At 67.0% G+C, this 24356-nt stretch carries 25 protein-coding genes and 1 riboswitch; of the genes, 11 read left to right on the top strand and 14 right to left on the bottom strand.

Translation table 11 applies throughout. The annotated features are described in order from the left end of the window. Positions 1 to 4: 4 nt before the first annotated feature. The 6 genes from V7E00_RS02530 to V7E00_RS02505 form a co-directional block, all read right to left on the bottom strand. The gene (locus V7E00_RS02530) at positions 5 to 2344 is read right to left on the bottom strand and encodes a S9 family peptidase (RefSeq protein WP_333571111.1); all 2340 of its coding nucleotides are present in this window, start codon (positions 2342 to 2344) and stop codon (positions 5 to 7) included. 236 nt (positions 2345 to 2580) lie between these two features. Further along, on the bottom strand, positions 2581 to 4155 hold the full coding sequence (gene gcvPB, locus V7E00_RS02525; RefSeq protein WP_333571110.1) for an aminomethyl-transferring glycine dehydrogenase subunit GcvPB: 1575 nt from the start codon (positions 4153 to 4155) through the stop codon (positions 2581 to 2583). Further along, complete coding sequence (gene gcvPA / locus V7E00_RS02520; protein ID WP_333571109.1) at positions 4152 to 5510, bottom strand: aminomethyl-transferring glycine dehydrogenase subunit GcvPA; 1359 nt, start codon at positions 5508 to 5510, stop codon at positions 4152 to 4154. Before gcvPA ends, gcvPB begins: the two co-directional genes overlap by 4 nt. A 282-nt stretch (positions 5511 to 5792) precedes the next feature. After that, positions 5793 to 6164, bottom strand: coding sequence for a glycine cleavage system protein GcvH (gcvH, locus tag V7E00_RS02515; protein WP_333571108.1), 372 nt, complete (start codon positions 6162 to 6164; stop codon positions 5793 to 5795). 1 nt (position 6165) lies between these two features. Next, a complete protein-coding gene (gene gcvT / locus V7E00_RS02510; protein WP_333571107.1) occupies positions 6166 to 7326 on the bottom strand; it encodes a glycine cleavage system aminomethyltransferase GcvT in 1161 nt (386 codons plus the stop codon). Positions 7327 to 7495: 169 nt separating this feature from the next. Next, a riboswitch (glycine riboswitch) is annotated at positions 7496 to 7586 on the bottom strand. Positions 7587 to 7709: 123 nt separating this feature from the next. After that, entirely contained in the window at positions 7710 to 8348 is a 639-nt protein-coding gene (locus tag V7E00_RS02505) for a hypothetical protein (RefSeq protein WP_333571106.1), read from the bottom strand. A 121-nt stretch (positions 8349 to 8469) separates the two neighbouring features. On the opposite strand from V7E00_RS02505, the gene ispH reads away from it, so the two are divergent. Genes ispH through rnhA form a run of 3 tightly spaced genes read left to right on the top strand, consistent with a single transcriptional unit; the run spans position 8470 to position 10837 of the window. Beyond that, positions 8470 to 9423, top strand: a complete 954-nt coding sequence (ispH, locus tag V7E00_RS02500; protein WP_333571105.1) for a 4-hydroxy-3-methylbut-2-enyl diphosphate reductase — start codon at positions 8470 to 8472, stop codon at positions 9421 to 9423. Beyond that, on the top strand, positions 9423 to 10379 hold the full coding sequence (gene thrB / locus V7E00_RS02495; protein WP_333571104.1) for a homoserine kinase: 957 nt from the start codon (positions 9423 to 9425) through the stop codon (positions 10377 to 10379). Before ispH ends, thrB begins: the two co-directional genes overlap by 1 nt. Continuing rightward, on the top strand, positions 10376 to 10837 hold the full coding sequence (rnhA, locus tag V7E00_RS02490) for a ribonuclease HI (RefSeq protein ID WP_333571103.1): 462 nt from the start codon (positions 10376 to 10378) through the stop codon (positions 10835 to 10837). Before thrB ends, rnhA begins: the two co-directional genes overlap by 4 nt. A gap of 197 nt (positions 10838 to 11034) precedes the next feature. On the opposite strand, the gene V7E00_RS02485 is transcribed toward rnhA, so the two are convergent. From V7E00_RS02485 to V7E00_RS02470, 4 genes are all read right to left on the bottom strand, one after another. Further along, entirely contained in the window at positions 11035 to 12015 is a 981-nt protein-coding gene (locus V7E00_RS02485; protein WP_333571102.1) for a right-handed parallel beta-helix repeat-containing protein, read from the bottom strand. 155 nt (positions 12016 to 12170) lie between these two features. Continuing rightward, a complete protein-coding gene (locus tag V7E00_RS02480) occupies positions 12171 to 12821 on the bottom strand; it encodes a CoA transferase subunit B (RefSeq protein ID WP_333571101.1) in 651 nt (216 codons plus the stop codon). After that, on the bottom strand, positions 12821 to 13717 hold the full coding sequence (locus V7E00_RS02475) for a 5'-nucleotidase, lipoprotein e(P4) family (RefSeq protein WP_333571100.1): 897 nt from the start codon (positions 13715 to 13717) through the stop codon (positions 12821 to 12823). The genes V7E00_RS02480 and V7E00_RS02475 overlap by 1 nt, the downstream gene beginning before the upstream one ends. Beyond that, positions 13714 to 14421, bottom strand: coding sequence for a CoA transferase subunit A (locus V7E00_RS02470; RefSeq protein WP_333571099.1), 708 nt, complete (start codon positions 14419 to 14421; stop codon positions 13714 to 13716). The genes V7E00_RS02475 and V7E00_RS02470 overlap by 4 nt, the downstream gene beginning before the upstream one ends. 239 nt (positions 14422 to 14660) lie before the next feature. Here V7E00_RS02470 and V7E00_RS02465 point away from each other — a divergent pair, with 239 nt between their 5' ends. From V7E00_RS02465 to V7E00_RS02455, 3 genes are all read left to right on the top strand, one after another. Beyond that, positions 14661 to 15191: an outer membrane protein gene (locus tag V7E00_RS02465; protein WP_333571098.1), complete on the top strand. Its 531-nt coding sequence runs from the start codon at positions 14661 to 14663 to the stop codon at positions 15189 to 15191. Positions 15192 to 15331: 140 nt separating this feature from the next. Then, positions 15332 to 16987 carry a thiamine pyrophosphate-binding protein gene (locus V7E00_RS02460; protein WP_333571097.1) on the top strand — a complete coding sequence of 552 codons (1656 nt, stop codon included), beginning with the start codon at positions 15332 to 15334 and terminating at the stop codon, positions 16985 to 16987. A 43-nt stretch (positions 16988 to 17030) separates the two neighbouring features. Further along, on the top strand, positions 17031 to 17288 hold the full coding sequence (locus V7E00_RS02455; RefSeq protein WP_333571096.1) for a hypothetical protein: 258 nt from the start codon (positions 17031 to 17033) through the stop codon (positions 17286 to 17288). A 182-nt stretch (positions 17289 to 17470) separates the two neighbouring features. Here V7E00_RS02455 and V7E00_RS02450 read toward each other — a convergent pair whose 3' ends face one another. The 3 genes from V7E00_RS02450 to thiS form a co-directional block, all read right to left on the bottom strand. Next, positions 17471 to 17641 carry a CsbD family protein gene (locus tag V7E00_RS02450; RefSeq protein ID WP_333571095.1) on the bottom strand — a complete coding sequence of 57 codons (171 nt, stop codon included), beginning with the start codon at positions 17639 to 17641 and terminating at the stop codon, positions 17471 to 17473. Between the two features lie 90 nt (positions 17642 to 17731). Then, a complete protein-coding gene (locus tag V7E00_RS02445; protein WP_333571094.1) occupies positions 17732 to 18499 on the bottom strand; it encodes an alpha/beta hydrolase in 768 nt (255 codons plus the stop codon). After that, entirely contained in the window at positions 18499 to 19503 is a 1005-nt protein-coding gene (thiS, locus tag V7E00_RS02440; RefSeq protein WP_333571093.1) for a sulfur carrier protein ThiS, read from the bottom strand. Before thiS ends, V7E00_RS02445 begins: the two co-directional genes overlap by 1 nt. A gap of 80 nt (positions 19504 to 19583) precedes the next feature. Between thiS and aroQ the strand changes: the two genes are divergently transcribed. The 5 genes from aroQ (at position 19584) to V7E00_RS02415 (ending at position 23954) form a co-directional block, all read left to right on the top strand. After that, on the top strand, positions 19584 to 20018 hold the full coding sequence (gene aroQ / locus V7E00_RS02435) for a type II 3-dehydroquinate dehydratase (protein ID WP_333571092.1): 435 nt from the start codon (positions 19584 to 19586) through the stop codon (positions 20016 to 20018). 43 nt (positions 20019 to 20061) lie between these two features. Beyond that, entirely contained in the window at positions 20062 to 20544 is a 483-nt protein-coding gene (gene accB / locus V7E00_RS02430; protein ID WP_333571091.1) for an acetyl-CoA carboxylase biotin carboxyl carrier protein, read from the top strand. A 10-nt stretch (positions 20545 to 20554) separates the two neighbouring features. After that, the gene (gene accC, locus V7E00_RS02425; RefSeq protein ID WP_333571090.1) at positions 20555 to 21919 is read left to right on the top strand and encodes an acetyl-CoA carboxylase biotin carboxylase subunit; all 1365 of its coding nucleotides are present in this window, start codon (positions 20555 to 20557) and stop codon (positions 21917 to 21919) included. Next, entirely contained in the window at positions 21916 to 22251 is a 336-nt protein-coding gene (gene arsC / locus V7E00_RS02420) for an arsenate reductase (glutaredoxin) (RefSeq protein WP_333571089.1), read from the top strand. Before accC ends, arsC begins: the two co-directional genes overlap by 4 nt. A 131-nt stretch (positions 22252 to 22382) precedes the next feature. Beyond that, the gene (locus tag V7E00_RS02415; protein WP_333571088.1) at positions 22383 to 23954 is read left to right on the top strand and encodes a sensor histidine kinase; all 1572 of its coding nucleotides are present in this window, start codon (positions 22383 to 22385) and stop codon (positions 23952 to 23954) included. Between the two features lies 1 nt (position 23955). Here the strand turns inward: V7E00_RS02415 and V7E00_RS02410 are convergent, their stop codons facing one another. After that, positions 23956 to 24318 (bottom strand): response regulator transcription factor, encoded by a 363-nt coding sequence (locus V7E00_RS02410; RefSeq protein ID WP_333571087.1) that lies wholly within the window; start codon positions 24316 to 24318, stop codon positions 23956 to 23958. Positions 24319 to 24356: the final 38 nt, after the last annotated feature.

Genomic DNA, 24356 nt, shown 5'->3' with positions numbered 1-24356 from the left:
GACGTCAGTTGCCGGGCCGCTCGATCCGGTATTCCTTCGGCGGCGTCGCCCCCATCAGGTTCTCGACGAAATAGTCCCAACGGCGGCGCATCATGTAGTAGGATTGGTCGCCATAGCCGTGGTGCGCGCGCGGAAACAGCACCAGGTCGAAATCCTTGTTGGCCTTTTCCAGCGCATCGACCACCAGCAGCGTCGACGATACCGGCACATTGTCGTCGAGCATGCCGTGCGCCAGCAGCAGCTTGCCCTTCAGGTTCTTGGCGATGTCCTGATTGGCCTGCAGGTCGTAGTTGCTTTTGTCGCCATTGCGTTCGAGCAGGCCGAGATACTTCTCGTAGAAATCGTCCTCATAGTTGCGGTTGTCGTGGTTGCCGCTCTCGGCGATCCCGACCTTGAAGAAATCGGGATAGAGGAACATCGCCGCCGCGGTGGCATTGCCGCCGCCCGAATGGCCCCAGATGCCGACACGGTCGAGGTCGAGCCAGGCATAGCGCTTGCCCAGATCCTGGATGCCGCTCTTCTGGTCGGGCACGGCTTGCTTGCCCATGTCGCGATAATAATAGTCCTGGAAGGTCTTCGACCTGCGCGGCGTGCCCAGCGCGTCGATTTCCACCACGGCAAAGCCCAGCTGCGCCAGCGCGCCTGCATCCCCTTGCGCCGCGGCGAACTGCCGCGACGGGATCGTCCCCATGAACGGACCAGGATAGACATAGTCGATCACCGGATATTTGCGCTGCGGATCGAGCCCCGCCGGCTTGAACAACAGGCCGTGGCACAGCGTCTTGCCGTCGCTGCACTGGACGGCGATGCTTCCCGGCGCCTGCCAGCCCGCCGCCTGCAGCCGCGTCACGTCGCCCTTCGCCAGTTGCTGGACGACCGATCCGTCGGCGCGGCGCAGCACCGCCGTTTGCGGCTGCTGCGGGGTCGAATAGATGTCGACGAAGTAGCGCCCGTCGCTCGACGGGATCGCGATATGATCCTGCTTCTCGGGGGTGAGCAGCTTCGGCGCCCCGCCCTTCAGATCGATCGCGTAGATGCTGCGGTAATAGGGATCGGTGCCCGGCTCGCGCCCGACGCCGGCGATCAGCATCTTGCCGCTGCGCTCGTCGAGGAAGACCGGGTGGTCGACATTCCATTGGCCCCCGGTCACCTGGCGGATCAGCTTGCCGGTGGCGGCGCTATACAGATAGTAATGGCCCCAGTCGTCGCGCTGCGACCACCACAGGATCTCGCCGCGCTCGGACAGGTAGCGCCAGTTGATCCCCTCGTCGTTATAGCCGCTGTCGAACCAGGTCGGCACGGTCTCGGTGAACACGTCGCGCACCGCGCCGCTGGCCGCATCGGCGATGCGCACGGTCTCCACCTTGTGATCGCGCGAGGTCGACACGAAGGCGAGCGTCCTGGCGTCGTTGGCCCATTGCATGTCCTGCGGGCCCTCGCCGCACACCACGTCGTCGCACAGCGAGGAGCGATGCGGCTCCGCCGGCATCTTCAGCCGGATCACCTGCGCCGTATCGACGTCGACGATGACACGCTGGATCTGGATGATCTCCTTGTCGCCGACGAACGGGTATTTCCACGTTTCGACCTGCGAATGGCCGACCTGGGTGGTGGTGATCGAGAAGTCGGCCACTGCGCGCTGGTCCTGCTGGAAGGTCGCGAGCTTCCTGGAGTCCGGCGACCAGATCACGATCGCCTGGTCCGAATGCTTCCAGCCGGCATTGTCCGTCGCGTAGCCGAAATCCTTGACACCGTCGGTGGTCAGCTGCCGCTCCGCCCCCGTCGCCATGTCGCGGACCCACAGGTTCCAGTCGCGCACGAAGGCGGCGCGCTTTCCGTCCGGGGAGAGCACCGCGTCGGCCGGGCCCTGCTGCGCCAGATAGCCGGCGATCTGCCCGGCGCTCGGCGCTGCCGATTCCTTGCAAGCGTAGGGCTGCACCATCGCGCAGGCATAGCGCTTGCCGCCGACGCTGAGGACCGCGCTGTTTTTTGCGAGGTCCGGCGTGAAATCCCCAATCGTCAGCTTCGCCGCGTCCTGCTCCTTCAGCCCGGCCGCGTTGAGCGAGGTCAGCAGCGCCGTGGTCTCGAAGGCGGCTTTCTTGGTGCGCTTGGCGGCGTCGACCAGCATGATCGTCGGCACGCCGTGGTCGGTGTCGACATACCAGAAGCGGCGCGCATCAATCCAATGTGCCGAGCGCACCGCGTGATCGACGAGCGGCGCCGTCCACGGACCCAGCTGATGCACGGCGCGGGTATAGTCGGCATCGGTCAGCACCGGCCGCTGTTGCGCGGTCGCCGTGCCGGCGGTCAGGGAAGCCAGGAGACAGCAGGCGATCAGGCGCATCGAGCAACTTTCCGAAGGAGAGGATTCGGCCAGCCGCAGGAAGGAGGGCCCAAGGCGCGTCCCCCGCCGCTTCCCCCATGCGGACCCGGCGCAGTGCGAACGGGCGCGACCTGTATGCAGAGCACCGGTCGCTACCGCAAGCGTCCCGGCCCCGTCTCCAGACGCAAAACGCCGGCTGGAAGCGGGGGCTTCCAGCCGGCGTGTGCGACCCTCTCGGGGGGTGTAGGGTCGGGAGCTTACTCGGCCGCTTCGGCGGGTGCCGCGTCCTTGTAGGCCAGCACCGGCTTGCGCGCGGCAAGAGTCTCGTCGAGGCGGCGGCGGGGCGCGAAGTGCGGCGCGCTCTTCAGCGCCGCCTCGCCCTGCTTGGCCTTGGTCGCGACGTTGCGGAACGCGCCGATGAACTGGTCGAGCGCCGCCTTGCTCTCGGTCTCGGTCGGCTCGACCAGCATCGCGCCGTGGACGACGAGCGGGAAATACACCGTCATCGGGTGATAGCCCTCGTCGATCAGCCCCTTGGCGATGTCGAGCGTCGAGAAGCCCTCGGGCAGGCCCTTGTCGCTGAAGATCGCCTCATGCATGCACGGGCCGGACTTGGCGAAGGGCGCGTCGAGCACGTCCTCCATCGCGCGCAGCACGTAATTGGCATTGAGCACCGAATCCTCGGCGACCTGGCGCAGGCCGTCGGCACCGTGGCTGAGGATATAGGTCAGCGCGCGGGTGAACATGCCCATCTGGCCGTGGAAGGCGGTCATGCGGCCGAAGGTGCCGGCATGATGCTCCTCCGCATTCTCTTCCTCGACGAGGCGATAGCCATCCGCGGTCTTCTCGACGAACGGCAGCGGCGCATAGGGCGCCAGCGCCGCCGACAGCACGACGGGGCCCGAACCCGGGCCGCCCCCGCCATGCGGGGTGGAGAAGGTCTTGTGCAGGTTGATGTGCATCGCATCGACGCCGAGGTCGCCCGGGCGGACCCGGCCGACGATCGCGTTGAAGTTGGCGCCGTCGCAATAGACATAGCCGCCGGCGGCATGGACCGCGTCGGAAATGTCCTTGAGGTCCGGCTCGAACAGCCCGCAGGTGTTCGGGTTGGTGATCATCACGCCGGCAATGTCCGGCCCCAGCCGCGCCTTGAGCGCCGCCACGTCGACCCGGCCCTCGGGCGTCGCGGGGATGTCCTCCACCGCGAAGCCCGCGAATGCCGCCGTCGCCGGGTTGGTGCCGTGCGCGGACTCGGGCACCAGCATGATGCGGCGCGCGGTCTCGCCCTTGGCGTCGAGTGCGGCGCGGATCGCCAGCACGCCGCAGAGTTCGCCATGCGCGCCGGCCTTGGGGCTCATCGCCACCGCCTGCATGCCGGTGAGCGTGATCAGCCAGTGCGCGAGCTGGTCGATCGCCTCCAGCGCGCCCTGCACGGTATCGACCGGCTGCAGGGGGTGGATGTCGGCGAAGCCCGGCAGGCGCGCCATCCGCTCGTTGAGGCGCGGATTATGCTTCATCGTGCAGCTGCCCAGCGGGAACAGGCCGAGGTCGATCGCATAGTTCTGGCGGCTGAGGCGGGTATAGTGCCGCACCGTCTCCGGCTCGGACAGGCCCGGCAGGCCGATCGGCTTGCTGCGCTCCATGCCGGCCAGGCGCGACTTGCCCGCGGGGGCCTCGCCGAAATCGACTCCGGTGGTGTCGGTGGAGCCGATCTCGAAGATCAGCGCCTCTTCCAGCATCAGCGCGCGGTTGCCGGTGAACGTGCCCTCGGCGGTCTCACCGCCCTGCGACGGCGTGGTGGGGCGCCAGCCCGACGGATTGATCGTGCTCATGCCAACACCTCCTCGAGTGCGGAGGCAAGCGTCTCGACGTCCTCCTCCGTGGTGGTTTCGGTGACCGCGATGACGAGGCCGTTCTGCAATTCCTCGACGCCCGGATAAAGGCGGCCGAGCGACACGCCGGCCAGGATGCCCTTGTCCGCCAGCTGGCGGACGACGGGCCGCGCTTCCTTGGAAAGCTTCAGGGTGAATTCGTTGAAGAACCGGTCGGTGACCAGTTCCACCCCGTCCACTTCGGCCAGGCGATCGGCGGCGGCGCTGGCGCCGACATGGTTGAGCTCGGCGAGCTGGCGCAGGCCCTTCTCGCCCAGCAGCGTCATGTGCACCGACATGGCGAGCGCGCACAGCACCGAGCTGGTGCAGATGTTCGACGTCGCCTTTTCGCGGCGGATATGCTGCTCGCGGGTAGAGAGCGTCAGCACGAAGCCGCGCTTGCCGCTGGCGTCCACCGTCTCGCCACAGAGGCGACCCGGCATCTGGCGGACCAGCTTTTCCGAGCAGGCGAACAGGCCGACATAGGGCCCGCCGAACTGCAGGCCGACGCCGAGCGACTGGCCCTCGCCGACGACGATGTCCGCGCCCATCTCGCCCGGCGCCTTGATCGCGCCCAGCGCCACCGGCTCGGTGACGACGGCGATCAGCAGCGCCTTCTTGGCGTGGCAGGCATCGGCTAGCGCCGACATGTCCTCGATGCGGCCGAGAATGTCCGGATACTGGACGACGACGCACGAGGTGTCGGCGTCGATCGCGTTGATCAGGTCGAGCGTGTCGGGCTCAGGGCTCAGCGTCGGCACGCCGGTGACGAGCTGGTCGCCGGTGAAGCGCGCCATCGTTTTGGCGACCGAGACATAATGCGGGTGCAGGCCGCCCGAGAGGATCGCCTTGCCGCGCTTGGTGACGCGGCGCGCCATCGAGATCGCTTCCCAGCACGCGGTCGAGCCGTCGTACATCGAGGCGTTGGCGACGTCGCAGCCCAGCAGACGCGCGATCTGGCTCTGGAACTCGAACATCATCTGCAGCGTGCCCTGCGCGATCTCCGGCTGGTAGGGCGTGTAGGCGGTGAGGAACTCGCCGCGCTGGATGATGTGGTCGACCGAGGCCGGCACATGGTGGCGATAGGCCCCTGCCCCGAGGAAGAACGGCGCTTCGCCGGCGGCCAGGTTCTTGCGCGCGAGCGCGGTCATGTGGCGTTCGACCGCGAGTTCCGATGCGTGCATCGGCAGGCCGGCGATCGGCCCGCTGAGGCGGGCGCTTTCGGGCACGTCGACAAACAGGTCGTCGATCGACTGGGCGCCGATCGTGCCAAGCATTGCCTGACGGTCGGCCGGGGTAAGGGGCAGGTAGCGCATCACGGTTCCTTGTTCCCTTCCCTCTTTCCTCCCCTCCCGCTTGCGGGAGGGGTCGGGGGAGGGGCTGAGGTTCTTTGGGAAGGACTGGCGGCTGCCATCCCCTCCCCTAACCCCTCCCGCAAGCGGGAGGGGAACGCGCCCCTCGGAAGGGGCTTCCCCACTTCTAAGCCCCTCCCCTTCAGGGGAGGGGTTGGGGGTGGGGCCGTCAGGTCAGCGGGCAGGTCGCTCATGGAGAGTTCCCCACCCCAACCCCTCCCCTGAAGGGGAGGGGCTAGTATGCGATCACAGCTTCGCGACGAAGGCCTGGTACTTGGTCTCGTCCATCAGCTCTTCGAGCTCGCTGGTATCGCTGAGCGTCATCTTGAAGAACCAGCCTTCGCCTTCCGGATCCTCGTTCACCAGCGCAGGGTTGTCGGCGAGGTCGCTGTTGCCCTCGACGATGGTGCCCGACACCGGCGCGTACACGTCCGACGCCGCCTTCACGCTCTCGACGACCGCGGCATCATCGCCCTTGCTCAGTTCCTTGCCCTCGTCGGGCACCTCGACGAACACGATGTCGCCGAGCTGGCTCTGGGCATATTCTGTGATGCCGACGGTCGCGACATCGCCATCGACGTCGATCCACTCATGGTCTTCGGTAAAATAACGGCTCATGTCACGCTCCCTTTCGGACATAGCGGTGGGGGACGAAGGGCATAGCCACAACTTCCGCGGAATGCTGCTTGCCCCGCTGGACAAGCGTAATCTTGGTACCGGCCGCTGCAAGCGCCGCGGGCACATAGGCCATCGCGATCGGCTTCTGGACGCTCGGCGCAAAGCCGCCCGAGGTGACCTTGCCGATTTCCGCGCCCGAGGCGTCGACGACGCCTGCGCCCTCGCGCACCGGCTGGCGGCCCTCGACGATCAGGCCGACGCGCTTCATCGCGCTGCCCTGCTCGCGCTCGGCGAGGATGCGCTCGGCACCCGCAAAGCCACCCTCTTCGCGGCGGCGCTTGGACAGCGCGAAGCCGAGATCGGCGGCGACCGGCGTGGTCTCCAGATCCAGGTCATGGCCGTAGAGCGGCAGGCCGGCCTCCAGGCGCAGCGAATCGCGCGCACCCAGGCCGATCGGCTTCACTTCGGGCTGCGCGGTGAGCGCGTCGGCGAAGGCTTCGGCCGCCTCGCCCGGCAGCGAAATCTCGTAGCCATCCTCACCGGTATAGCCCGAGCGGCTGACCCAGAGCGGGTTGCCGTTCCACTCGAACGCGGCGGCGGTCATGAACACCAGCTTTTCGACACCCGGCAGCACGCGGGCGAGCGCGGTCACCGCCTCCGGCCCCTGCAGCGCCAGCAGCGCCTGGTCTTCCAGATGGTTGATCGTCACCTCGTCGGGGAGGAATTCGCGGAACACGCCCAGATCGTCCCACTTGGTCGCGCCGTTGACGACCATGTAGATCGCGCCGCCGTCGATCTCGAAGGCGTTGTCGGCGGGCAGACGGGTCATCATCAGGTCGTCATGGATGCCGCCCTCTTCGCTGAGCAGCAGCGAATAGCGCATCCGCCCCTCGCCCAGGCCCTTCACGTCGCCCGGCAGCAGCTTTTCGAGCCCGGCGTCGAACTCGACGCCCGAGAAGAGCAGCTGGCCCATATGGCTGACGTCGAACAGCCCGGCATGCTCGCGCGTCCAGAGATGCTCGGCCATGATGCCTTCATACTGAACGGGCATCGCATAGCCGGCGAACGGGACCATGCGGCCGCCCCGCGCGCGGTGCCAGGCGTCGAGCGGCAGGGTCTCGATCGGCAGGTCGGTGACGGTGTCTTCGGCGGCTTCGCTCATCGGGGCACTCCGGGCATCAAGGGTCAACGATGCGCATGGAACCGAACGGCCCCCACAACACCATCGCCCCCTCTGTCACGGAACCTGAGAGCTTTCGCGCGGGTTTTGGGCCCGGCTTACCCCTTCGGTGGAGCCCGGCCTCGGAGGCCGTCTCGCTTTCCAGAGTGTCGTGGCCTGCGCGGTCCTCGGTGCCTGAGAGATTCCGGGGCGGTTGCTCCTTCGGCGATCCGGCGAACCGGATTCTCTCCCGCGCATGCCCATGCCGGTTGCCCGGCATCGACGCCGGCGAGCCTTGGCGGGACGGCTTGTCGGAGTCAATCGGGATTGAGAGTAAATCCGGGCAGAACGTGCTCCCCTCCCACTTGCGGGAGGGGTTTGAGCGATCAGCGCGTCGCGTTGTACTTCAGCTGGTCGTCGGTGAGCTGGAAGCCGACCAGCGCCTCGAACGTCGCGGACAGCACCGAACGACGGATCGACGGATCCGAAAGCGGATCGGTCGCAGCTGATTCCTCGCCGGCCTTGCGCTTCTGCGTCAAGCGACGGCGGACGTCGTCGGGCAGCGTTGCAGCGGCGTGCGAGACGCTGCTGGTTGCCTGGCCGACCGCGCTCGCGCGGAGCTGGCCCGCCTCGAAGTGCAGCGTGACGTTGGCGACGCGCTTCGCCTCGACGTTCGTCCCGCCACGCACCACGGTAAGGAAGTACGGCAGCACCACGTCGCGCGCCGGACCGGCATCGCGGCGGCGCGCCAGCACGTCGAACTTGATATCGGTCACCACCTGGGCGCCGGCATCGTTGCAGCTCGACTGGACGTTGGTGATCGTCGCCACCACGTCGATCGCGCTCGCTTCGCGGCTGGTCGCCGGATCGAACAGGGTCACATCGCCGGTGCCGGCCGGAATCGCCACCGTCGGGCAGGCGGTGCGGACCGCACTGATGCCGCCCTCGGTGATTTCGCCGGTGCGGGCGCAGCCGCCGGCGGCGAGCAGGATCAGGGCGGGAACGGTGAACTTAGGCACAGACAAGGGAAGGCAACCTTTCGAACCGAACAGCCGCCCCCCATCTCACACGGACCGGGGCCGGAACGGCGCGCACCATAGGAACCGCCTTCCGCCCGCGCAAGCAATCGCGTAGAGGCTCGACCCGATGGCAAACACCGAAAAGCGTCCCCTGGAGCTGCTGATCGCAGCGCCCCGCGGCTTCTGCGCCGGCGTCGACCGCGCGATCCGCATCGTCGAACTCGCGATCGAGAAATACGGCGCGCCGGTCTATGTCCGGCACGAGATCGTCCACAACAAGTTCGTCGTCGAGAATCTGCGCGCCAAGGGCGCCGTGTTCGTCGAGACGCTGGACCATGTGCCGGACGGGGTGCCGGTGGTCTTCTCCGCCCACGGTGTGCCCAAGGCAGTGCCGCACAAGGCCGAGCAGCGCGGGCTTTCGTACCTGGACGCCACCTGCCCGCTGGTCTCCAAGGTGCATCGCCAGGCCGAGCGCCATGTCGCCGCCGGGCGGCACATCCTGTTCGTCGGCCATGAAGGCCACCCGGAGGTGATCGGCACCTTTGGCCAGGTGCCTGAAGGATCGATGACGCTGGTCGAGACCGAGGCCGATGCCGAATCGGTCACGGTGCCCGATCCGGAGAATCTCGCCTTCCTCACCCAGACAACGCTTTCGGTGGATGACACCGCCGCGGTGCTGGGCATCCTCAAGCGTCGCTTCCCGACCATCCTGGCGCCGGGTGCGGACGACATCTGCTACGCCACGTCGAACCGCCAGGGCGCGGTGAAGGCGATCGCAGAGCAGGCCGAGCTGGTGCTGGTGATCGGCGCGCCCAACTCGTCCAACTCGCTGCGGCTGGTAGAGGTCGCCAAGCGTGGCGGCGCCCGCGCAGTGCTGATCCAGCGCGCGGCGGAGATCGACTTTTCCTGGTTCGACGGCGTGACCAAGGTGGGTATCAGCGCCGGCGCTTCGGCGCCCGAAGTGCTTGTGCGCGAAGTGGTCGAGCGGCTCGGCACTCAGTTCGCCATCTCCGAGCGCGAAGTGGAGACGGTGGAAGAGAGCGTCGTGTTCAAGCTGCCCCGCGGGCTCGAGGCTGCGTAATGGCCGTCTACACGCAGGTTTCGGCCGAGGCGCTTTCCGCGTTTCTCGAGCGCTTCGACGTCGGTGAACTGGTCTCCGCCAAGGGCATCGCCGAGGGGGTGGAGAACAGCAACTATCTGGTCGATACGAGCAAGAGCCGCTTCATCCTGACGCTGTACGAGAAGCGCGTCGATCAGGGCGACCTGCCCTATTTTATGGCGCTGCTCGATCACTGCGCCGATCGCGGCGTGCCGGTGCCCCCGGCAGTGCCCGATCGCGACGGCCGCCTGATCCACGAACTGGAGGGCCGTCCGGCTTGCCTGATCCAGTTCCTCTCGGGCGTCTCGGTCTCCCACCCCACCCCGGCGCAGGCCCGTGCGGCCGCCGAGGCAATGGGCCGGATGCACAAGGCAGTCACGGACTTCCCGCAAGGCCGCCCGAACTCGATGGGCATCGACACCTGGCGCCCGCTGTTCGAGCGCTGCGGCAACAGCCTCAACGACATCGCGCCCGGCCTGTATGACGAACTCGGCCAGGCGCTGGACCGCGTGACCAAGGCATGGCCGCGCGAGGGCTTCGACACCTGCGCGATCCATGCCGATCTGTTCCCGGACAATGTCCTGATGCTCGGCAACCGGGTGACCGGCCTCATCGACTTCTACTTCGCCTGCACCGACCTGCGGCTCTACGATCTCGCGGTGATGCACACCGCCTGGGCGTTCGACTCTACCGGCGAGCGGTTCGACCCCTACGTCTCCGAGGCGCTGCTCGCGGGCTATGAGGCCAGCTACAAGCTCTCCGAGAAGGAGCGCGCGATCCTGCCGCTGCTGGCGACCGGCGCATGCATCCGCTTCACTCTCTCGCGCGCCTGGGACTGGCTCAACACGCCGGCCGACGCACTGGTGACGCGCAAGGACCCGCTCGCATTCTGGCGGCGGTCGCGTGCCTATGAATCCGCCCTGGCGGCGCTCGCATGACCGAACTCCAGCATGTCGAAATCGCGACCGACGGCGCGTGCAAGGGCAATCCCGGCCGCGGCGGCTGGGGGGTACTGCTGCGCATGGGCGAGGTCGAGAAGGAGCTGTCCGGCGGCGAGGCGCACACCACCAACAACCGCATGGAGCTGATGGCGGCGATCCAGGGGCTGAACGCGCTCAAGCGCCCGTGCCGGGTGACGCTCTCCACCGACAGCCGCTATGTGATGGACGGCCTGACCAAGTGGATCCATGGCTGGATGAAGAACGGCTGGAAGACCGCCGACAAGAAGCCGGTCAAGAATGCCGATCTCTGGCAGGAACTGCTGGCAGCCGCCAAGCCGCACCGGGTCGAGTGGAAATGGGTGAAGGGCCATGCCGGCCACCCGGACAACGAACGCGCCGACAAGCTGGCCAGCGACGCCGCGATCGCGGCGCGTGCATTGGCCACGGCGCCCTGACATCGCGGGGTTGGCACCAGACCATTCAACGCGGCGCAGGCCGATGATTCATCGACCCGCACTGTCGGTAGAAGTCCTCATACGTCATGGCGCGTGCCCGCCCGTGCGGGCATCACCGGGAAGGCTAGACGCCGCGGGTACCGGCGAGCGACGCGAAGGCAGCCCCCCACCATTTCGTTTCGTTGTTCGCCAGAACGCTATTTCTTGAACATGCCTCCGGTTTTGTTGCCTGGGGGCACACCTTCCTTGTTTTGCACGAAATAACTTGGGGCCACGTTACCGGTCAGCTTCGCCGGCCCTGCTGTTCGGAACCAGGGCTTGTAGTTCGGGCCTGCAAAGATCCGGTTGTTCGCGATCTGGATGTCATCGCCCCGAGCAATGCTCACCGCGTTCCACATGGTACAAATGAAGGTGTTGTTCGCGATCGTGATCCGGTCATAACCGCCGACGCCTGCCTCGTCGCCAAAGAACACGCCCTGCATCTCGTGGCCAGGATCGCCGCGGAAGGTGTTGCCGACGATCGTCACGTCCTTGCAGCCGGATGCCTTGCGCGTCGTCCAGCATTGCACGCCGTCCGGGTGCTCGCCGGGCAGGGGCCGGAAGTCGTGGAAGACGTTGTCCGCAATCCTTGCCCCGCGCGCTCCCGGAATATCGATCGCATCCACGCCCAGAATACTGAAGTCGTTGTTCTGGATCACGAAGTCAGCGCAATCGTCGCACGTGATACCGAGATTGAGGTCCTGGAACTTCACACCGGACACCACCAGATTCCTTGTACCGCGAGCCATCATGCCCTGCATGTCGTTGCTGGGGTCCCCGTCCAGCGTGCCGTGAAATGAGCCGCCGTCAAATCGGATGTTTGCCCCACCCGATACTTCGGCCATCTTCGACCACTTCCGCTCGCTGCCCAGCGGGCGCGTGAATTCGATGTTCCGCAGCGTCATTCCGCTGGTGTCTATGGCCACGAACCGGCTGATGATGGCGGGATGCGTCGGATCGGCGCTCTCGACCGTCACCGGATTTTTCCAGGTCCGGTTCCGAACGATCACGGCGCCGTAGTTACCGGGCCGGAGCACAATCCGCTCGCCCCCTTTTGCCGCGTTCAGCGCGGACGTCAGCTCGGCGTTGCTGCTGACGGTGATTGAGGCCAGGGCGAAAAGGAGGGTGGCGATGCTCATGGCACTTCCTCTAGCAAAGGCCGGACGATCTGTCTTGCCGATATGACCGTTATGGCCGCGCACCGCCGACCGCATCCACTCTGGAAGCTCTCAACGCACACCGGCAGCTGCATCGACAGCGGTGCCGCGTCTGCGCGGCAGTCCCGGCGCTCGGCTCACGCCGTGGCCAACGCGACCTCATAGTGCGCCGTGGTCTTCGCCGCGACTTCCTCCGCCGTCACCCCCGGCGCCAGCTCGATCAGCCGGAACGGCGAGGTGTGATCCACGCGCGAAAACACCGCGAGGTCGGTGATGATCATGTCCACCACGTTCTTGCCCGTCAGCGGCAGGGTGCAGTCCGGGATGAACTTGGGGCTTCCGTCCTTGGCGGTATGCTCCATCACCACGATGATCTTCTTCACGCCGGCAACGAGGTCCATCGCGCCGCCCATGCCCTTGATCATCTTGCCCGGGATCATCCAGTTGGCGATGTCGCCCGCCTGGCTCACTTCCATTGCGCCGAGCACGGTCAGGTCGATATGCCCGCCGCGGATCATCGCAAAGCTGTCCGCCGAGCTGAAATAGACCGAGCTGGGCAGTTCGCTGATCGTCTGCTTGCCGGCGTTGATCAGGTCCGGGTCCTCATCCCCTTCCAGCGGGAACGGACCGATGCCGAGCATGCCGTTCTCGGACTGGAGCGTCACTTCCACCCCCGCCGGGATGTGGTTCGCCACCAAGGTCGGGATGCCGATGCCCAGATTGACGTAGAAGCCGTCGCGCAGTTCCTTCGCGGCGCGCGCCGCCATGTCGTCGCGGGTCCAGGCCATCAGTGCTTCTCCTGCGGATCCGTCCAGCGCGTCGCCGGCGGGAAGGTTTGGTCAAAGGTGGAACCGATCCCGGTTCCATAAACAGGGTTGGGCAGCACGAACCACCCGCGCCCCCATATCGCGCCGATCACCGGACTGGCCACCGCCACGCGCCGCTCCGGCGGGGTGAGGCCGGCGAACGCATCGGTGAAGTCGCCAAGCTGGTCGCCACCCATCGCCACCACGCACCAGCGCTGCGCGATCAGATTGCGACGGCCATCCTTGGCGGACTTGCCGTCGACATCCCCCTTGAGGAATAGCGTCTCGCCATGCCTGGCCGGCCCCAGCCCGGCGAAGTTCAGTGCCGCCTCGGTCTGCTCGGCATTGGCCGCGGCGCGGTTGGTGTTGAAGATCACTGTCACCCCCATCGCCCGGAGTGCCCGCACCGCTTCAACGGCGCCCGGCACGGCAGCGACCTTCATCGCGCCGGTCTTCTCCCAGCGGTCCCATCGCGCCGGATCATAGGGGCCGGCGCGCTCGGCATCGTCGGCCTCGTAGCCAAGGTTGAGCAGCATCGTCTCGTCGACGTCGAACACCGCCGCCGCCGGCTTGTCGCCGCAGGGCTGGAAGCGCGGGATTGCCAGCGTCGCGTCCGGGGTAAGCACCACCGAGGTGCGCGGATGCGGGCCCTTGGGGTCGTCCTTGGCCATGCGCGCACGGACCTGGTCGACCAGCGCGTTATAGGCCTGCACGCTCAGCGCCGCCGCCTCGCCCGAGCCATAGAGATACTGCATCCCCGCCGGCGCGGCGATCTGCTCGGCCGGTGCAGGATGCGCCGGTCCCTGCACCACGGTCGTGTCGACCACGCAGCCCGAAAGCGCCAGCCCGCTCGCCAGCAGCAGCGCCTGCCGAATCATGCCGCCTCGCGCGGGCGGACGGTGCGGAACTCGATCTTCTTGTCGTAGGGCGCCCCGACGATCATCCGCTTTACATAGATGCCGGGCAGGTGGATCTGGTCGGGATCGAGGCTGCCGACCGGCACCACTTCCTCGACCTCGGCGACGCAGAGGTGGCTGGCGGTGGCCATCGGCTGGTTGAAGTTGCGCGCGGTCTTGCGGAAGATGAGGTTGCCCGCCTCGTCCGCCTTCCAGCCCTTGATGATCGAGATGTCGGCGCGGATGCCGCGTTCGAGGATATACTCCTCCCCGTCGAACAGCTTCACTTCCTTGCCCTCGGCCACCTTCGTGCCGACCCCGGTCTTGGTGTAGAAGCCCGGGATGCCCGCGCCCCCTGCCCGGCAGCGCTCCGCGAGCGTGCCCTGCGGGCAGAACTCCACCTCCAGCTCGCCGGAGAGATATTGCCGCTCGAATTCCTTGTTCTCGCCGACATAGGAAGAGATCATCTTCTTCACCTGCCGACTGCGCAGCAGCTTGCCCAGCCCCTCATTGTCGATGCCGGCATTGTTCGAAGCGATGGTGAGGTCCTTGACGCCCGAAGCCTGAATCGCGTCGATCAGCCGCTCCGGGATGCCGCACAGGCCGAAACCGCCCGCGCAGATCATCATCCCGTCGAACAGCAGCCCTTCCAGCGCTGCGCTCGCGTTGGGGTAGAGCTTGTCCATCGACGATTCCTCCAGATGTTTGGAGCGGCGATAATACTGCCGAGCCAGCGCGGTCAAGCAAACCTGAACCAGCGTTCAACTGCACGGCGTTTCCCCTGCGGAAAGGCCAACTGTTGCGCAACTGCAACACCTAAACATGTAATGCATTTGTCATATTGCACCCGAGAACCAAAAGCCTACCTAGAGCACCTGGATGGCCATCCGGTGATAACAAGTAACAAGTCCAAAGGTATCTAATCATGCGTATTTTCGCAGCGACGACGCTCGCCCTCATGGCATCCGCAACCCCCGCCCTGGCACAGGACGCGACCTTCCAGGGTCCGCGCATCGAGGCAGTCGGCGGCTGGGACAACATCAAGTCGGATGGCATCAGCGCGTCGGGCTTCGTCTATGGCGGCGCAGCCGGCTATGACCTGCAGCGCGGCAACTTCGTTGTCGGCGTTGACGGTGAAATCACCGGCACCACCACCAAGAAGACGTTCGACCTCGGCACCATCAAGGGCGGCCGCGATTTCTACGCCGGCGCGCGCATCGGCTACGTCGTTGCCCCCGCGACTCTGCTGTACGGCAAGGTCGGCTATGACAACAGCCGCGTGATCGCCCGCTCGGGCAACCTGCGCGACGCCGAGAACCTGGACGGTATCCGTCTGGGCGCCGGTGTGGAGCGCAGCTTCGGCCACTATTACGGCAAGGTCGAGTATCGCTACACCAACGCGTCGCAGGACGTGGTGCGCCACCAGGTGCTGGCCGGCGTCGGCTACCGCTTCTGAGCGAAGCAACGGAAGTGAGGCGCGCCCCCGCGCCTCGCATTCCCGAAGGCCCCGCATCGGCGACGATGCGGGGCTTTTTCGTGCGCGTCGCCCGCGCTGCCGGCTCGACTTCCCCGCCCCGCCGGGCCTACCATCCCGCGATGACCGCGAAACGTACCGGGGGCCGGATCCTCGTCGACAATCTGGTGGCACAGGGCTGCGACCGGATCTTCCATGTGCCGGGCGAGAGCTTTCTCGCCGTGCTCGACGCGCTGCATGACGAGCCCAGCATCGATCTGGTCACGTGCCGCCAGGAAGGCGGCGCGGCGTTCATGGCCTGTGCCGACGGCGCGATGACCGGGCGGCCGGGGGTGTGCTTCGTAACGCGCGGCCCGGGCGCCACCAATGCCAGCATCGGCGTGCATGTCGCGATGCAGGATTCGCAGCCGATGCTGCTGTTCATCGGCGATGTCGATCGCGGCATGCGCGACCGCGAGGGCTTCCAGGAGGTCGACCTGCCGGCGATGTTCGCCCCGCTCGCCAAATGGGCGACGCGAATCGAGGATGCGCGGCGCATCCCCGAATATGTCGCCCGCGCCTGGAACGTCGCGACCTCGGGCCGGCCGGGCCCGGTGGTGATCGCGCTGCCCGAGGACATGCTGCTGGACATGGTGGAGGCGGTCGACCGCCCCGCCATCGCCGAACCGATCCAGGCCGCAGACGCCTTCGATCTCGACCAGCTTTACGATCTGCTCCGCGGGGCCGAGCGCCCGATCGCGATCGTCGGCGGCGGCGGGTGGGATTCGGATACGGCGGAGGACTTCGCCCGTTTCGCCGAATCGATCGACCTGCCGGTCGCCAGCGCCTTCCGGCGGCAGGATGCGATCGACAATGCCTCGCCGGTGTGGGCGGGCAATCTCGGCTATGGCCCGAACCCCAAGCTGGTGGCGCGGATCAAGGCGGCGGACCTGCTGCTGGTGGTGGGCGCGCGGCTGGGCGAGGCCACCACCGACGGCTACAGCCTGATCACCCCCGAGCATCCCGGGCAGACCCTCGTCCACGTCCATCCGGACCCAAGCGAGTTCCACCGCGTCTACCGAGTCGATCTGCCGATCTGCGCGCGCCCGTTCGAGTTCGCGGTGGCCGCCGCGGCAACGGCGGAAGCCGCCGGTCTCCCCCGCTTCGACGGCGCCGCCGCGCATGCCGAGTGGCTGGAATGGTCGACACCGAAACCGCGCGCGGGTGTTGCACTCGATCTCGGTCCTTGCGTCGCGGCGATGCGGAAGGCGCTGCCGGCGGACACGATCATCTGCAACGGCGCGGGCAATTTCTCCGGCTGGTGGCACCGTTACTGGCCCTATGCCGCGCAGCCGAGCCAGCTCGCCCCCACCGCCGGTGCCATGGGCTATGGCGTGCCTGCCGCGGTCGCCGCGGCGCTCCGCTTCCCGGAGCGCAAGGTGGTTGCGGTCGCGGGCGACGGCGACTTTCTGATGAATGGGCAGGAACTCGCCACCGCCGTGCAGCACGACGCCGATCTGCTGGTGATCGTGGTCGACAACGGCGCCTATGGCACGATCCGCATGCACCAGGAGCGCGAATTCCCCGAGCGCCTTTCGGGCACTGCCTTGCGCAATCCCGATTTCGCGGCGCTCGCCCGCGCGTTCGGCGGCTGGGCGACCACGGTGGAGACGACCGAGGCCTTCGCCCCCGCTCTTGCGCTCGCCCTCGCCCAGCCGGGGCTCAAGCTGTTGCATTGCAAGACGGACGTCGAAGTGATCAGCGCCGCGACGACGATCACAAAGCTGCGAAATCGCTGAACGGATAGGAACCCGTTAACCGCCTTCGTTCTAGAATCGCTGCATGGGACAGCAGACGAAAGAGCGATGGCGGACGGCCCATCTCGGCAAGCGGGGGGATCGCGTGCGTCTGGGCGGACGGCAGATCTGGCAATGCGAGTGGCGCTGGATCAACAAGAACACGGTGCGGCTGCCGCATCCGCTGCATACGGACCAGATGTTCTCGTTCATGATCTGCGAAGTGGGGCCCGCCTCCGCGCCGGTCCGCTTCGCCGCGGCGCAGGTAGAGCCCGAGATGTGGGCGTTCTACGTCCCGGATTGATTCCGTCCTTAGCCCCTCCCCTTCAGGGGAGGGGTTGGGGTGGGGCTGTGTCTCACAGAGACCACAGGCGTTCTGGAATCCCTCCACCCCCACCCCCTCCTCCAAGGAGGAGGGGCTTAGGTAGAATCAAAGCGGGCCGCCCCTGTCAGGGCGGCCCGCTTCATGTCGGTCTCTCAGGCGACTCAGATGTCGTCGCCGAGCGCACCCTTGATCTTGCCGCCGAGCTGCTGGCCCTTGCCCTTCAGCTCCTGCGCCGCGCCTTCGTCGCGCGTTTCCGGGTTGCCGCTCTGCTGCTTCACCTTGCCGGCCAGCTCGTTGAGATTGCCTTTGATCTTGTCGGTCAGCTCGCCCATGCTCGATACTCCTGGCTAAGGTCGGGTGCCACACGACACGACACCTGCGACTTGCCTGAAATAACGTATGTCGGGCGGGACCGTTCCCGATCAGCCGCGGGTAACCTCGTCGAGAAACGCCTTGGTCGCGCGCCATGCTTCCTGCGCGCCGTTCGGGTTCTTGGTCCGCAACAGCGTCGACGTGCCGTGCACGCCGCCCAGCTTCGGCACGAACTGCGTCTTCTGCGTCGAGGGCGATGCAGCGAGGATCGTCCGCGCTGCATCCTCCTCGTGGCCGTCCTGCGCGGAGGTGACGAAGATCGGCGCCGTCACCTTGGCGGCAGCCCGCGCCACTGCGCCCTTGTCGTCGAGATATTCGCCGGGCGAAAAGGCCAGCAGCGCCTTCACCTGCCCGGGATGCTCGGCGGCGAGCGGGAAAGCCAGCGCGGCGGAATAGCTGCTGCCCCACAGGATGATCGGCAGCTTCTGCGAAAGGCCCCAGGCGAACGCCGCATCCAGGTCCTTCTTCGCATCGGCATAGCTCGCCGAGTGGCCGAGCATCTTCACGGTCTCGTTCACACCGAACAATGTGCCGCCAGCGCGCTGGTCGATGCGGAGAGACGAATAGCCCGCCTGCGCCAGCTGGGGCGCGAGCAGGGCATATTCGTCCTTGCCCGATTCCGCCTGGTGGAACAGCAGCAGCAGCGCCTTGGGCTTGGCCGCCTTCGTGTAGACGCCGGCGATCTTCACCCCGTCCGCCGCGCGCAACGTCACCGGCTCGGCCGAGATCGGCCCCTGATTCTCCACCGGATCGCCCTGCGGGCGCGGGTGGCACCCCGCCACCGCGACCAGTGCCAGTGCCGCCAGCGCGCGCCGCATCAGATCAGCCCGGCCAGCGGGCTCGACGGATCGGCATAACGGCGCTTCGCCATGCGGCCGGCGCGATAGGAAAGCCGCCCGGCCTCCACCGCAGCCTTCATCGCCGCCGCCATCAGGATCGGATCCTTGGCCTCGGCGATCGCGGTGTTCATCAGCACGCCGTCGCAGCCCAGCTCCATCGCCACCGCCGCGTCCGACGCCGAGCCGACGCCGGCATCGACCAGCACCGGCACCTTGGCGCCCTCGACGATCAGCCGGATCGTCACCTGGTTCTGGATGCCCAGCCCAGAACCGATCGGCGCGCCCAGCGGCATGATCGCGACGGCACCCGCGTCCTCCAGCCGCTTGGCGGCGATGGGATCGTCCACGCAGTAGACCATCGGCAGGAAGCCTTCCTTGGCCAGCACCTCCGTGGCGCGCAGCGTCTCGACCATGTCGGGATACAGCGTCCGCGCCTCGCCCAGCACTTCCAGCTTCACCAGCTCCCAGCCGCCCGCCTCGCGCGCCAGCCGCAGCGTGCGGATCGCCGAATCGGCATCGAAGCAGCCGGCGGTGTTGGGCAGATAGGTGATCTTCTTCGGGTCGATATAGTCGGTGAGCATCGGCGCCTTGGGGTCGCTGACGTTCACCCGGCGCACCGCCACGGTGACGATCTCGGCCCCCGAAGCGGCGACGGCGGCCGCATTCTGCTCGAAATCCTTGTACTTGCCGGTGCCGACGATCAGCCGCGAGCGGAAGGTCTTGCCCGCCACCGTCCAGCTGTCGTCGGCAAGCGGCCCGGCATGGTCGCCCCCGCCAACGAAGTGCACGATCTCCAGCTCGTCGCCATCCTCGACGATCACGTCGCCCAGCGTCGAGCGCGGTACCACTTCGAGGTTGCGTTCCACCGCGACCTTTTCGGGCACCAGCCCCAGTTCGGTCGCGAGCTGCGCGAGCGTGAGCCCGGCGGTGATGCGCTTGTGTTCGCCGTTGACCCGGATGGAGACGGTACCGTCGCTGTGCATGAGGTGCCTTGGATTTGATTGGAGACGCGGGGTTATATAGGGAGAGCCGCATCCTGCCCGCAACCGAAAGGCGCTTTGCATTGGCCGATACGATCTTCGTCTTGAATGGTCCCAACCTCAATCTGCTGGGGCTCCGCGAGCCGGAAATCTATGGGTCGGACACGCTGGACGACATTGCCGGCATGCTGGAGGATCGCGCCCGCGATCTCGGGCTGGAAATCGAGATGCGCCAATCCAACCACGAAGGCCATCTGATCGACTGGCTGCACGAGGCGCAGGCCGATGACGCCCGCGCGGTATTGCTCAATGCGGGCGCGTTCACCCACACCTCGGTCGCGTTGCACGATGCGATCAAGAGCATCCGCACGCCGGTGATCGAGGTGCACCTGTCGAACCCGCACGCACGCGAATCCTTCCGCCATATCAGCTATGTAAGCCGGGCGGCGAAGGGCACCGTCGCAGGGTTCGGTGCGCATTCCTATATACTCGCGCTTGAAGCCGCCGCGCGTCTCTGACAGAGGGCGCCGTTTCATTTACAGAATTTAAAAGAAGGGTCGTATGGCCGAAGAAACCAAGTCGGGTGCAATGATGGTCGATATCGAGCTGGTCCGCCAGCTCGCCGCCGTCCTCGACGACACCCAGCTGACCGAGATCGAAGTGGAGGACGGCGAACGCCGCGTCCGCGTCGCGCGGAAGGTCACCGCCGCTCCGGCGACGATGCAGTATGCGGCCCCCGCCGCACCGATGCTCGCCGCTCCGGCCGCTGCCACCGCGCCGGCCGAGATCGTCGCCGCGCCGCAGCCAGCCGCCAACGCGGTCAAGTCGCCGATGGTCGGCACTGCCTATCTCAAGCCGAATCCCGAAGCGAAGACCTTCGTGACCGTCGGCCAGCAGGTCGCCGCGGGCGACACGCTGCTGATCATCGAGGCGATGAAGGTGATGAACCCGATTCACGCCCCCAGCGCCGGCACGGTCAAGGCGATCCTGGTCGAGAATGGCCAGCCGGTCGAGTTCGACCAGCCGCTCGTCGTGGTCGAGTAACGGAACGGCCATGGCCCAGATCAATAAGCTGCTGATCGCCAATCGCGGCGAGATCGCGCTGCGCATCCACCGCGCCTGCCACGAAATGGGCATCAAGACGGTGGCGGTGCACTCCACCGCGGATGCCGATGCGATGCACGTGCGCCTGGCGGACGAGGCGATCTGCATCGGCCCGCCGGCCGCAGCGGAGAGCTATCTCAACATCCCGAACATCATCTCGGCCGCCGAGATCTCGGGCGCGGATGCGATCCACCCGGGCTATGGCTTCCTTTCGGAGAACGCCCAGTTCGCCGAGATCGTCGAGGCGCACGGGCTGATCTTCGTCGGGCCCAAGCCCGAGCATATCCGCACCATGGGCGACAAGATCGAGGCGAAGCGCACCGCCGGCGCGCTCGGCCTGCCGCTGGTGCCGGGCTCGGACGGCCCGATCAGCGACCTGGAAGAAGCCAAGGCGATCGCCGCCAAGGCGGGCTATCCGGTGATCATCAAGGCCGCCTCGGGCGGCGGTGGTCGCGGCATGAAGGTGTGCACCAGCGAGGATCAGCTCGAAACGCTGATGCAGCAGGCGGGCTCGGAAGCGAAGGCGGCGTTCGGCGACGCCACCGTGTACCTCGAGAAATATCTCGGCAATCCGCGCCACATCGAGTTCCAGGTGTTCGGCGACGGCAACGGCGCCGCGATTCATCTCGGCGAGCGCGACTGTTCGCTCCAGCGCCGCCACCAGAAGGTGCTCGAAGAGGCCCTCTCCCCGGTCATCACGCCGGAAGAGCGCGAACGGATGGGCGCGATCGTCGCCAAGGCGATGTCCGACATGGGCTATCGCGGCGCCGGCACGATCGAGTTCCTGTGGGAAAATGGCGAGTTCTACTTCATCGAGATGAACACCCGCCTCCAGGTCGAGCATCCGGTGACCGAGATGATCACCGGCATGGACCTGGTCCGCGAACAGATCCGCGTCGCCGAAGGCCACGGCCTGTCGGTGCGCCAGGAGGATCTGGAGTTCCGCGGCCACGCGATCGAATGCCGCATCAACGCCGAGGATCCGCGCACCTTCGCACCCTCGCCTGGCACGATCACGCATTTCCACGCGCCGGGCGGCATGCACGTCCGCGTCGATAGCGGCATCTATTCGGGCTACCGGATCCCGCCCTACTACGATTCGATGATCGCCAAGCTGATCGTCTATGGCCGCACCCGCGAGGGCTGCATCCTGCGACTGAAGCGCGCGCTGGAAGAGTTCGTGGTCGACGGCATCAAGACGACGATCCCGCTCCACCAGGCACTGCTCGACGACCCCGAATTCCAGAAGGGCGAGTACACGATCAAGTGGCTGGAAGAATGGCTTGCCAAGCACGACGAGGCAGCCGGGGCGTGAAGGCCACGATCTACCACAACCCGCGCTGCTCCAAATCGCGCGAGGCGCTGGCGATCCTCACGGACGCCGGCGCCGAGGTGGCGGTGATCGAATATCTGAAGACTCCGCCGAGCCGAGAGACGCTGGCGGAGCTCTACAAGCGCGCGGGCATGACCGCACGCGAAGGGCTGCGCATCGCGGAGGACGCCGCCAAGCCGCTGAAAGGCGCGGATGACGACACCATCCTCGACGCGATGGCAGCAAACCCGATCCTGATCGAACGCCCGCTGGTCGTCACCGAGCGCGGCGTTCGCCTGGGTCGACCGCCCGAGAAGGTGCGGGAAATCCTGTAAGCCGCCGCTGCCGCCCTTCCCGCCGTAGCGGCGAGGACGCGGCGGCGCGCGGCCCCCCCCCCCCAAATGGGGGGGTGCGCAGCGCTCGCCTTGGGCTGGTGGCGCGCCGGCCCCTCCCCCATCCTTGCCCCATGTCGAATTTCGGGGATCAGGCCATGGGCGGCCGCGGCGTCGCCTTGTCGGGCGGAGCGCGGCAGCGCGGGCCATGGAACGGCGCGCGCCTTCGCGTCCTCGCAGCATCATTGCTGGCACTCGGCATTTTCTGGATCGACAGCTTCACTAGCTTCCACAGCGCGATAGCCACGCTGTATGTCGTCGTTCTGCTCCTGGCGGGCGCTGGCCTTGATCGGCGCCAGCTGATCGGTTGGGCGCTTTCCTGCGCCGCGCTCACCCTGGCGAGTTTCATGATCGTCCATCGCGGCGCCCCGGCGAGCGAAGCGATGCTGCGCCTGCTGGTAAGCCTTGCCGCCAACGCTGTCACAGCTGCGCTGCTGCTTCACCGCGTAGCGCTAGACGCGCGCATGGCCCGCGAGGAGCGCCGCTACGCAACGATGACCGACACGCTCGCCATCGCGATCTGGGAACATGACTTCCGCCCCGTCGCAGAGGCGATCGCGGGGGTCCGCGCACGAGGCGTGACCGATCTCGCCGCCTATCTTCGCGCGCACCCAGATTTTGTCGCCGAAACCCGCCGGCTGGTGCGCATCACCGACGTCAATCAGACCGCGCTGGACCTGATGGGCGTGCCGAGCAAGGCAGCCTTCTTCCGCAAGCTGGGCGACTTCCTGCCCGAAACCGACGCGAGCTTCGCCGACTGCATCCTGGCGATCGATGAGCAGCGGCCGATGTTCCAGGCAGAAACCCAGGTCCATGCGGCAGACGGATCCCCGATCGATATCATCGTGGCGTTCAGCCTCGCCCCCGGCACCTGCCTGGCGCGCGTACCGGGCAGCATCCTCGATGTCCGCCCGCGCAAGCGGCTGGAGACCACCGTGGAGCGCACCCGCATCGAGCTGGAGCGCGTGCAGCGCACCGCCGCGATCGGCGCCATGTCCGCCTCGATCGCGCACGAGATCAACCAGCCGATCGCGGCGGTGCAGAGCTATGCCGAGGCGGCGGCCCGCTGGCTGGCCCGGCCCGAGCCCGATCTGGACGAGGTGCGGCTGGCGCTCACCGGGCTCGGCCAGGCGGTGGCGAACATCCACACGGTGATCCGGCGGGTCCGGTCCCTGGTCGGCGGTGCACAAGGCGAGATGCAGTCGCTGGGGCTCGGCAGCCTGGTCGCCGACACGCTCACCATCGCGGCACGCGACCTCGACGCGCACGGCGCGCGCATCCGGGTGTCGCCGCTCGGCGAGCCGCGGGTGATGGGCGACTCGATTCTGCTCAAGCACCTGCTGCTCAACCTGATCACCAATGCGCTGCAGGCGATGGAGGCAGCGGGCGTTTCCGACAAGCGCATGGAGCTGGCGCTGGAGCCGCGGAACGGCCGTGTCCAGCTGCTGCTGCGCGATCATGGGCCAGGGCTGGATCCGGCAATGGTTCAGCCGTTCGAGACCTTCGCAACCACCAAGCCGGGCGGCATGGGCCTTGGCCTGTCGATCTGCCGCTCGATCGTGGAACTGCACGACGGCTGGATCGCGTTGTCCAATCATCCCGATGGCGGCGCGATCGCGACGATCGACTTGCCGCTCGCCGCCTGAGCTATTCGCCCGTCGCCCGTGCCAGCGCGCTGGAAAGCAGGTCGGGATCGACCGGCTTGTCAAGCAGCGCGATCAGGCCCAGCCCCGCCGCACGGGCGCGCAATTCGTCGGTCGGAAATGCCGTCATCAGGATCACCGGCACGGTCGATCCGCGCGCGCGCAGGCTCTCGCGCAGGTCCAGCCCCGATCGGCCGGGCATCTGCAGATCGGTCAGCACACAGGCGGCGGAGTCGAGCTCGGTGCCCAGATACTCGTCGGCCGAGGCATAGGTCGCCGTGCGATATCCCAGGGAACGGACGAGGCTCGCCGCCGCATCGCGCACCAGCGCATCGTCATCGATCACGGCAATCAGGCTTTCCCGCACGCGCACATTCCCATCGCCGCCGGGCTATCCGCGACTAT

The organism is Sphingomonas sp., from assembly GCF_036731925.1.
GTDB lineage: Bacteria > Pseudomonadota > Alphaproteobacteria > Sphingomonadales > Sphingomonadaceae > Sphingomonas.
Note: the sequence above shows the minus strand (reverse complement) of the source record. Positions and strands in the feature narration are given on the sequence as shown.

What these genes read in the sequence shown, in the direction of transcription:
- V7E00_RS02530 (WP_333571111.1), bottom strand. Translation starts at nt 2,344, where the DNA reads ATGCGCCTGATCGCCTGCTGTCTCCTGGCTTCCCTGACCGCCGGCACG.
- V7E00_RS02470 (WP_333571099.1), bottom strand. Translation starts at nt 14,421, where the DNA reads ATGGACAAGCTCTACCCCAACGCGAGCGCAGCGCTGGAAGGGCTGCTG.
- V7E00_RS02465 (WP_333571098.1), top strand. Translation starts at nt 14,661, where the DNA reads ATGCGTATTTTCGCAGCGACGACGCTCGCCCTCATGGCATCCGCAACC.
- accC (WP_333571090.1), top strand. Translation starts at nt 20,555, where the DNA reads ATGGCCCAGATCAATAAGCTGCTGATCGCCAATCGCGGCGAGATCGCG.
- accB (WP_333571091.1), top strand. Translation starts at nt 20,062, where the DNA reads ATGGCCGAAGAAACCAAGTCGGGTGCAATGATGGTCGATATCGAGCTG.
- gcvT (WP_333571107.1), bottom strand. Translation starts at nt 7,326, where the DNA reads ATGAGCGAAGCCGCCGAAGACACCGTCACCGACCTGCCGATCGAGACC.
- V7E00_RS02445 (WP_333571094.1), bottom strand. Translation starts at nt 18,499, where the DNA reads ATGCGGCGCGCGCTGGCGGCACTGGCACTGGTCGCGGTGGCGGGGTGC.
- ispH (WP_333571105.1), top strand. Translation starts at nt 8,470, where the DNA reads ATGGCAAACACCGAAAAGCGTCCCCTGGAGCTGCTGATCGCAGCGCCC.
- V7E00_RS02480 (WP_333571101.1), bottom strand. Translation starts at nt 12,821, where the DNA reads ATGGCCTGGACCCGCGACGACATGGCGGCGCGCGCCGCGAAGGAACTG.
- gcvPB (WP_333571110.1), bottom strand. Translation starts at nt 4,155, where the DNA reads ATGAGCACGATCAATCCGTCGGGCTGGCGCCCCACCACGCCGTCGCAG.
- thiS (WP_333571093.1), bottom strand. Translation starts at nt 19,503, where the DNA reads ATGCACAGCGACGGTACCGTCTCCATCCGGGTCAACGGCGAACACAAG.
- V7E00_RS02460 (WP_333571097.1), top strand. Translation starts at nt 15,332, where the DNA reads ATGACCGCGAAACGTACCGGGGGCCGGATCCTCGTCGACAATCTGGTG.
- gcvPA (WP_333571109.1), bottom strand. Translation starts at nt 5,510, where the DNA reads ATGCGCTACCTGCCCCTTACCCCGGCCGACCGTCAGGCAATGCTTGGC.
- V7E00_RS02450 (WP_333571095.1), bottom strand. Translation starts at nt 17,641, where the DNA reads ATGGGCGAGCTGACCGACAAGATCAAAGGCAATCTCAACGAGCTGGCC.
- gcvH (WP_333571108.1), bottom strand. Translation starts at nt 6,164, where the DNA reads ATGAGCCGTTATTTTACCGAAGACCATGAGTGGATCGACGTCGATGGC.
- rnhA (WP_333571103.1), top strand. Translation starts at nt 10,376, where the DNA reads ATGACCGAACTCCAGCATGTCGAAATCGCGACCGACGGCGCGTGCAAG.
- V7E00_RS02455 (WP_333571096.1), top strand. Translation starts at nt 17,031, where the DNA reads ATGGGACAGCAGACGAAAGAGCGATGGCGGACGGCCCATCTCGGCAAG.
- thrB (WP_333571104.1), top strand. Translation starts at nt 9,423, where the DNA reads ATGGCCGTCTACACGCAGGTTTCGGCCGAGGCGCTTTCCGCGTTTCTC.
- V7E00_RS02415 (WP_333571088.1), top strand. Translation starts at nt 22,383, where the DNA reads ATGTCGAATTTCGGGGATCAGGCCATGGGCGGCCGCGGCGTCGCCTTG.
- V7E00_RS02485 (WP_333571102.1), bottom strand. Translation starts at nt 12,015, where the DNA reads ATGAGCATCGCCACCCTCCTTTTCGCCCTGGCCTCAATCACCGTCAGC.
- V7E00_RS02475 (WP_333571100.1), bottom strand. Translation starts at nt 13,717, where the DNA reads ATGATTCGGCAGGCGCTGCTGCTGGCGAGCGGGCTGGCGCTTTCGGGC.